This is a genomic window from Marinactinospora endophytica, assembly GCF_054780875.1.
Map to the genome: position 1 here is coordinate 22,048 of NZ_BAAGVM010000022.1, position 6,324 is coordinate 28,371.

The window sequence follows — 6,324 nt, forward strand, 5'->3', positions numbered from 1 at the left end:
GGGTCAGATGCCGGCGAGGCGGTGCAGGCCCATCCCGATTCGGTGGCCCTGGACCAGGGCGCGGGCGCGGGCGGCCGGAGGGCCGGCCGGGGTGGTCCCGAGAACGGGGACCCAGTCGGTGACGGCTCGCCCGGTGGCGGCCAGGCGCACCTGGGCGGCGGTGCCGTACCGGGCGGCGGCCGTGGTGAGCGCGTCGGTGGCCTCCTGACCGTCGAGTACCCAGAGGCGGGAGATCCCGGCGAGCGCGGCGTCGAGGCGGTCCTGCACGGTGGGCCAGGCGGGGGCGAGACGGCGGGGGGTGCCGGGTCCGGTGTCGATGAGCGTGTCCAGGAGCAGCGCGCCATCAAGACGGAGCAAGGCGAGGGCGGAGGCCGTGGGCGGTGTCCCGGTGGTGGCGACGGCGAGAACGGCCTGGGCGGTCGCGGGGAGCGTCATGGGCCGATCCTGCCCGAGCCGGTGCCGGGCCGGTGGGGGAACCGCCCGAGCGCGGCGGGGGTCACGCAGGGTGAGGAGCGGTGGGGTGGGGAGCCGGGGGCGGGACGGACCGTCGCGTCTCGTCTCGTCGTGCCGCACACCCGTTCGAAGACCGCCGGTTTCTGGCCTCCGATAAGTGAACCTTATCGGAGGCTTAGAACAACGAGCGGTACACAAATCCGGGACGGGCACCTCCCCCTCGCCCCGGACAGCCCTCACCCACCGTGACCAACCCCGAACCCGTTCCACACACCTAGGCACTATTGGCGCACCTCGACCTTCGAACTTCGAAACCCGTACAGACAGAGAGGTGCTATGACGTGGCGGTGCGCGGCCCCCTCGGGGGAGGGGGACCCCCAGGGGGGAGAAGGCGAGGTTGCGCCAGCCCTCCAGCGTGGAGGCCGGGCCATCCCCGCGTGCGCGGGGAGCATCCCCTTGGCGACTACCAAAGCGCGCCGGCGTCCGGCCGCGCTACCCGCTCCGCGGACGCGGCGATCTCGCCGCGCAACGCCTCAAAGGCGCAGACCCGGCACAGCTCACCGAAATTGTTAGGAACGAGGCCCGGGAGAGAGCGCCCCCTCCCGGGCGGCCGCTCACTCCTCGGTGAGCTCGACGATGGCCGCCTCCACGGCCTCCCGCGCCTCGGCCTCGGTGGGGTACAGACCGCCCCGCTCGTCGCAGTCCCCGTCGCCCATGGCGTAGTAGAGGGTGATCGTGGCCGACCAGACCTCCAGGATGTCGCCGCCACGAACGACGGCTTCGCCGCGAGCCATCTCAATTTCGAGCGCCCCGCCATAGGCCCCGTAGGGGCGCGTCTCCTGCTGCCGGTCGACCACCCTCCACCGCTCGGCCTCCAGCAGGCCGCGCCACTGGCCCACCTGGCGCACCCTGTGCCGGAACAACCACTGGATCGCCTCCTCGCCGGCGGGGGTCAGCTCGCTGACGCCCTCTCCGAGCCAGGTCGCATACGTGATGCGGCCATCGGACCAGATCTCGCGCTCCCCGCTGGCGTAGACGGGACGCACACCCGGCGTTGCGACCAGCTCGCGCTGCCGCATCCAGGGGCGCTCCAGCAGGTACTCGCGCATCTGCTGCGGATAGTGGGACGTGGCTCCCTCGGGCTGGTGCGGGCCGGCCAGCATGATCCGGCCCGGCTCTTCGGGGAGGACCGGCATGGGGGCCTCGTCCGGCTGTGAGGGCCGGGTGGGCCGGGGCTCCCCGGGGCCGGGGAACCAGGCGATCAGCTCCTCCAGGAGCTGACCACGTTCGGAGGTGAGGGGGTGGCGCACCGCTATCCACCCCCGGTAGTTGGCCAGCTGGGGATCGTATGCGCCGGTCCCGGCATACAGGAGCGTCCACACCCACCCCCCCGCCCGGTCAACGCGGATCTCGGGCCGGGGACCCGCACCCGCCCCGATGGGGACCCGCACCGGCAGGAGCGGCGCGACCTCCGGGGACGGAGCCGGGGACGGGGGGAACTCGATCACCGCGCCGTCCACGCCGTTGTCGCCGAACGCCAACAGCTGGTGCATGCGCCTCACGGTCGCGAGGCGGGCCGTCTCCCGCTCCTCATCATCCAGGAGCGGCGCGGCCTCCTGCGGGGTGGCCGGCCGCACCAGCGCGGTGTAGCGATACCCGGCGTCATCACCCACCCCGTGGCTCATGCCCTCCACAGGGTGATAGGTCTGACCAACCTCGACGGGGACGACGATCCCCGACACCCCCCCCACTCGGTGACCCGGCCGCCGGGGACACGTTCGGCGGCGAACGCGTCGGGGGTGTCGGGTTGCATGCGCCATTCGGCGCGCTCGGGACGGCCGACCACGTAGGGGCCGGCTTCAGGCGCCGAACGCCCCCCGCTGCCGCGCCCGACTCCCATTAGCGGTGCTTGTGACATGCTGATCTCCTTCTCCTTCTCCTTCGGTGTGGTGTTCAGACGGTGTGGTGTTCAGATGTGATCGTCGGGCGAGACGATCACCAGGCCGGGCACCTCCTGGGCGGCGCGGGCGACCACCCGGCGATGCCAGGAGGCCGGCCACGGGGCGTCGGGCTCCCGCTCTCGATACTGTTCGTCGGTCTGGTAGGTGAGCACCGCTGGCTCGGGCTTGTCGATCAGCGTCTCCGCGAGCCGGCCGACGATCTCGGCGGTCTGCGCCTCCAGGTCCTCGACCGCCAGGCGCACCCCATCAGGGATGGGGTCGCGGCCAGCCTCCCAGGACCGGACCGTGCGCGGGTTGACCCCTAGGTAGTCGGCCAGCCACTGGCCGGACACGGCCAGCCATTCGCGGACCATCTTCAACTCGACGCCGCGCATCCGTTCGTCTTCGGGCATGCCGGACGGGTCGCTGTAGGTGCTCACGGTTCTCCTTCGCGGGGTGGCCCCTCGGGCGTGTTGCCCGAGGGGCCTGGGGTGTTACTGCGCCTGGTCGTGGCGCTCGACGATCGCCCAGTAGGCGTCGGTGTCGACCGCGTCGACGTGCACGAGGCCGTAGGCCTCCAAGATCTCGTCGGCGATGGCGTCGACGTCGTAGCCGGCCTCGTAGTCGCCGAGGGTCGACGCGATCTGGGCGGTGAGGTCGTTGCGGTTCATCCGAGTCCCTTTCGGAGAGGCGGCCGGGGCTGCTCCCCTTGCCGTTGAGCACACACTACCACCCTAAATTAGGGTGACGCAAGTGGGATCATCCAGGAACCGGCCCTCCGCGTCGTCCAGCACGGCCTCGACCGCGACGGCTGGTGACCCCGCGACCTTGACCTAGCGACAGCTCGTTGACCTGGGGGATCGTCACGGACGAAGGTCGGTAAAGGACGTAATCAACGCGAGGTCGGAGGAACGGCTTTGGACCGTTCCTCCGACCTACCTAGGTGACTAGCCACCTAGGTAGGCGCGCACGCGCGTCAGTAGCCGCGTTCGCGGAGCCAGGCGTCCAGCGCCGCGGCAACCTGGTCCTGGACATCGACGCGGTGGTCGAGCCGGTACAGTCCAGCACGCCGGTGCAGCATCAAGGACTCGGGCACCCCGATGTTGAGCTGGCGGCGCTGTGACGCCGGGGTCGCGGAGATCTCCCCCAGCGTCGGAGCCTCCCCGGGAACGGAGGGGGCCGGCGGGGCAGCGGGCGCGGCCGGAGGCGGTGACGCTGGCTGGTCGAGGGGATGCTCCTCGGTGCGCCGGCTGGGCGGCAGCGGAACCGACCGCGACCGGGCCGGCTGGGGCTGGGGCTTGGCCATCACCGTCCTCCCATCAGGTGGGAGGCGAGGTTCGCGTACCACGTCGCGGCGGCACGCCCTTCAGCACCGTAGGCGCTGAGCGGGGATTGGGCGCCGATGGCCTTGTCGATCACGGCCTGGCGCATGCATGGCGGCTCATATAGGACGTCGGCGTGGGTCTCGCGGGCTTCGGAGAGGCGGAACCCAGGCTCGGTGCGCCGGTCCTCGTGCTGGTTGACCACCATCGCGCTGACCCGCAGGCCCGGGTTGTGGTAGCGCTGCACTCGTTCGATGGAGTCCATGAGCAGCGAGATGCCGTGCAGTCCGTACAAGGTCGGGGCGGTGACGATGACGACCTCGCCGGCGAGGACCAGCCCGTTGATGGTGAGCTGTCCGAGAGAGGGCGGCAGGTCCAGGAGCACGGCGTCGTAGTCGTCCAGGGCGCCCTCGCAGGCGCGGCGCAGCCGGTACTCCCGGCCGTCCCACTGCTCCTGTTCCCGCGCTGCGGCGCCGATGGATCCGGGGAGTACATCGATGCCCCCAGGCCAGGCGTCGCCGGCGGGCACGATCGCCGCGGCGGCTGAACCCTCGACGACTTCGCGGGTGGCGGGATCGACCTGGAGGACTTCGGCGAGGGTGTAGTCGCCGAGGACCGGGGACAGGGTGAGCGTCGCGTTGGCCTGGGGGTCCATGTCGATCACCAGGACACGGTGCTCGGACTCGGCGAGCGCGGCGGCCAGGTTGACGGTCGTCGTGGTCTTGCCGACGCCGCCCTTCTGGTTCATCACCGCCATGATCTTCTGTGGTCTAGCCATGCGCCCATGGTGGCATCCTCGTGGGCGCGCACGCAGGTAGGAACACACCTAGGTACCTACCTGCCTAGGTGCACAGGTCAGGCCGATCCTGTAAATGCCCGTTTCCAGAAGTGCGACACCCGCCGCAGACCCCACCTAAGTTACTCGCGGGTTAGTTGGCACTTGGTGACACGCTCCTTACCGACACCCCCACCAGCAGGGCGTGGCGCCATCCGATCTGATCGAGAGGATGTCGGTCGCGGCCCTGGAGCCGGATCAGGACGAGTAGTCGACCGGCGTCGGGATGATCGACGCGTATCCCCGCATCCAGGATCTGAAGAGGTTCCGGGTGCGGGGATCCGTGCTGTCTGGCGGGTGCGGGCAGGTCGACCGGAGGTCGCCGCGCTCAGCGGCGGCCCGGCCCTCTGCGTGCGCGTCGAGGATGTCGGCGACGAACGACGCGGCGGACCGGCTCGCTGACGCGTTGGACGCTGTGCTGTCCTGGCGGCGCGGCATCTGCTGGATGCACGTGGCCGGCGTCGCGCCGACGCCGGAGGAAGCCGCCGCGGAGCTGGAGACCCGGGCGCGGACGGTTGCGCCGGGGCTGCGGGTCGTGGGCGTGGAGGTGGTCGGCGGGGCGTGAGGTCCGGCTGTCGCCCGTTCCCGAGTTCGGGGGCGGGCGGTTTCGTGTTTCTGCTGGTCAAAAAATTTATACAGGGGGACTGGACAAGAACATACAGGGGGACTATATTTATGAGTGTCAGCAGGAGAGAGGAGCCCCCGATGACGCTCACCACCGCCACCGCCGCCGCTCAGGCCCACGTCACCGTCGACACCATCCGCGCCTGGTGCCGCCGGGGCGCCGTCGCCGCCCGCAAGGTCGCCGGCCGGTGGGTCATCGAGGCGGACTCCCTCGCCCGCCGCATCGCCCTGGGAATCCGCAAGAAGAAGCCCGCCCTCACCGTTGAGAACCTGATCGCCGTCGGCGGCAAGCGCTGGCAGCGCGGCGACAAGGACCGGATCTACTTCAACAACTGGCACGAGTTCGCCGGAATCGAGACCACCCACTACGGGACCGGCAACATCTCCTGGGCCGCCTACCAGGGGGAAACGGTCTCCAACTCCCAGGGCTACAAGCTTCTCGCCTCGGTCGAGAAGCTGTGGTTCGACGTCGCCGACGGGAAGTTTCACGTCCGCTACGGCTACGGCGAATCCCGCGTCGCCACCAAGCGCGAGGTGTTCCTCGCCGCCACCGCCGGCATCCGCGCCGCGGTCGCCGCCCTCTAGGAGGTCCCCATGTACTACCGCATCGACTGGGAGGCCCTGAACGGCCTCTCTCCGGCGGAGCGGATGACGGCCCTGGCCGACATCATCTCCAGCGTCCAGCGCGCGTGCAGCGCTGAACGCGACCGGATCGTCCACCGCACCATCGAGGACCTCGGCACCCAGAGGGCCGCCGCGCAAGTCCTGGGCATGAAGCCCGCCCGCACCAACCAGATCGCGAAGGAGAGCCCCGTGACCGTGCAGATCATCACCTGTGACACCCCCGCCGAGCTGTACCGCCGCTACCCGGGCCAGCACGAGGCGCAACCCGTCCACGTCGAGGTGGACCTGCGGAACCGGACCGTCTCGGCCGACTATGACCCCGAGGTCGGCGGCGCCGTCCCGGCCTCGGTCCACCACGGCTTCGAGCGCCGCTACCCGATCCCGCCGCTGACCTCCGCGGCAGCCAACGAGCTGCTGGAGCGCATCCGTCCCCTGGCGGAGCGGATGTGCTCAGACTGGGAGGAGCACTGGGACGGGAACAACCACGTCGCGGTGCTGGGCGGCGACGCCCTCGCCGCGGAGGCGG

The 6,324-nt window shown here is 70.6% G+C and carries 10 protein-coding genes; 3 read left to right on the forward strand and 7 right to left on the reverse strand.

The window, feature by feature from the left end:
* Positions 1–3 precede the first annotated feature (3 nt).
* From ACYVHU_RS26280 to ACYVHU_RS26310, 7 genes are all read right to left on the reverse strand, one after another.
* Positions 4–435: a hypothetical protein gene (locus tag ACYVHU_RS26280; RefSeq protein WP_498949854.1), complete on the reverse strand. Its 432-nt coding sequence runs from the start codon at positions 433–435 to the stop codon at positions 4–6.
* Positions 436–1,067: 632 nt separating this feature from the next.
* Complete coding sequence (locus ACYVHU_RS26285) at positions 1,068–2,138, reverse strand: hypothetical protein (RefSeq protein WP_498949856.1); 1,071 nt, start codon at positions 2,136–2,138, stop codon at positions 1,068–1,070.
* Between the two features lie 284 nt (positions 2,139–2,422).
* Positions 2,423–2,833: an Aca2/YdiL-like domain-containing protein gene (locus tag ACYVHU_RS26290; RefSeq protein WP_498949857.1), complete on the reverse strand. Its 411-nt coding sequence runs from the start codon at positions 2,831–2,833 to the stop codon at positions 2,423–2,425.
* A 54-nt stretch (positions 2,834–2,887) separates the two neighbouring features.
* Entirely contained in the window at positions 2,888–3,064 is a 177-nt protein-coding gene (locus ACYVHU_RS26295; protein ID WP_498949859.1) for a hypothetical protein, read from the reverse strand.
* A 305-nt stretch (positions 3,065–3,369) separates the two neighbouring features.
* On the reverse strand, positions 3,370–3,699 hold the full coding sequence (locus tag ACYVHU_RS26300) for a hypothetical protein (protein WP_498949861.1): 330 nt from the start codon (positions 3,697–3,699) through the stop codon (positions 3,370–3,372).
* Entirely contained in the window at positions 3,699–4,493 is a 795-nt protein-coding gene (locus ACYVHU_RS26305) for a ParA family protein (protein WP_498949863.1), read from the reverse strand. The genes ACYVHU_RS26300 and ACYVHU_RS26305 overlap by 1 nt, the downstream gene beginning before the upstream one ends.
* Before the next feature lie 255 nt (positions 4,494–4,748).
* On the reverse strand, positions 4,749–4,988 hold the full coding sequence (locus ACYVHU_RS26310) for an Rmf/CrpP fold protein (RefSeq protein WP_498949865.1): 240 nt from the start codon (positions 4,986–4,988) through the stop codon (positions 4,749–4,751).
* Here ACYVHU_RS26310 and ACYVHU_RS26315 point away from each other — a divergent pair.
* The 3 genes from ACYVHU_RS26315 to ACYVHU_RS26325 form a co-directional block, all read left to right on the forward strand.
* Positions 4,915–5,115: a hypothetical protein gene (locus tag ACYVHU_RS26315; RefSeq protein ID WP_498949873.1), complete on the forward strand. Its 201-nt coding sequence runs from the start codon at positions 4,915–4,917 to the stop codon at positions 5,113–5,115. The genes ACYVHU_RS26310 and ACYVHU_RS26315 overlap by 74 nt on opposite strands.
* Positions 5,116–5,255: 140 nt before the next feature.
* Positions 5,256–5,759: a helix-turn-helix domain-containing protein gene (locus tag ACYVHU_RS26320; protein ID WP_498949867.1), complete on the forward strand. Its 504-nt coding sequence runs from the start codon at positions 5,256–5,258 to the stop codon at positions 5,757–5,759.
* Between the two features lie 9 nt (positions 5,760–5,768).
* Positions 5,769–6,324, forward strand: a 556-nt coding sequence (locus ACYVHU_RS26325; RefSeq protein WP_498949869.1) for a hypothetical protein, incomplete at its 3' end; no start/stop codon positions are given.

Coding starts and splice junctions, on each gene's coding strand:
- ACYVHU_RS26280 (WP_498949854.1), bottom strand. CDS start 435: ATGACGCTCCCCGCGACCGCCCAGGCCGTTCTCGCCGTCGCCACCACC.
- ACYVHU_RS26285 (WP_498949856.1), bottom strand. CDS start 2,138: ATGAGCCACGGGGTGGGTGATGACGCCGGGTATCGCTACACCGCGCTG.
- ACYVHU_RS26295 (WP_498949859.1), bottom strand. CDS start 3,064: ATGAACCGCAACGACCTCACCGCCCAGATCGCGTCGACCCTCGGCGAC.
- ACYVHU_RS26300 (WP_498949861.1), bottom strand. CDS start 3,699: ATGGCCAAGCCCCAGCCCCAGCCGGCCCGGTCGCGGTCGGTTCCGCTG.
- ACYVHU_RS26305 (WP_498949863.1), bottom strand. CDS start 4,493: ATGGCTAGACCACAGAAGATCATGGCGGTGATGAACCAGAAGGGCGGC.
- ACYVHU_RS26315 (WP_498949873.1), top strand. CDS start 4,915: ATGTCGGCGACGAACGACGCGGCGGACCGGCTCGCTGACGCGTTGGAC.
- ACYVHU_RS26310 (WP_498949865.1), bottom strand. CDS start 4,988: ATGCCGCGCCGCCAGGACAGCACAGCGTCCAACGCGTCAGCGAGCCGG.
- ACYVHU_RS26320 (WP_498949867.1), top strand. CDS start 5,256: ATGACGCTCACCACCGCCACCGCCGCCGCTCAGGCCCACGTCACCGTC.